The organism is Haloferax sp. AB510, assembly GCF_024136985.1.
In the GTDB taxonomy this organism is placed as follows: domain Archaea; phylum Halobacteriota; class Halobacteria; order Halobacteriales; family Haloferacaceae; genus Haloferax.
In genome coordinates, this window is record NZ_JAMYJY010000226.1 from 1 (window position 1) to 785 (window position 785).

The 785-nt window shown below is 73.5% G+C and carries 1 pseudogene; it reads left to right on the plus strand.

Features of this window, described 5'->3' with window-relative positions:
• Nucleotides 1–785: pseudogene (locus NKF06_RS20715) on the plus strand (NAD(P)H-hydrate dehydratase); the annotation flags it as partial.

Below are 785 nucleotides of genomic sequence, written 5' to 3' on the forward strand. Positions count from 1 at the left end.
GACAAGCCCGGTCTCGGCGACCTCGACTGCGAGGTCGTCGTCGCCGACATCGGCATCCCCGAGGCCGCCGAGTTGTTCACCGGTCCCGGCGACCTCCTCGCGCTCGACCGCGACGCGTAGAGCCACAAGGGCGACCACGGCGACGTGCTCGTCGTCGGCGGCGGCCCGTACACCGGTGCGCCCGCGCTCGCCGCGCAGTCGGCTCTCAGAGCCGGCGCTGACCTCGCCCGCGTCGCCTGCCCCGAGGCCGTCGCCCGCGAGGTACAGGGCTACTCCGAGAACCTCATCGTCCGCGGCTTCTCGGGCGACCGACTCGCGCCCCAACACGTCCCCGACCTCCTCGACTTCGCCGCTGACCGCGACGCGGTCGTTTTCGGTCCCGGTCTCGGCGACGCCGACGAGTCGCTCGACGCGGTCCGCGAGTTCCTCGCCGCCTACGACGGGACCGCCGTCGTGGACGCCGACGCCCTGCAGGTCGTCCCCGAGGTGGACACCGAGGCGACCCTCATCTGTACGCCCCATCAGGGCGAGCTGCGGAAGATGGGCGGTGAGACCGACGCCGACTGGGAGACTCGGTGCGACCTCGTCCGCGAGTTCGCCGCCGACCTCGGTCACACGCTCCTCGTGAAGGGCGCGTACGACGTGGTCTCCGACGGCGACGCGGTCCGCGTCAACCGGACCGGGAACCCCGGAATGACCGTCGGTGGCACCGGCGACGTGCTGGCGGGCGCGACCGGTGCGCTCGCGGCCGTTCTGCCCCCGCTCCACGCGGCCGCCGTCGCGGC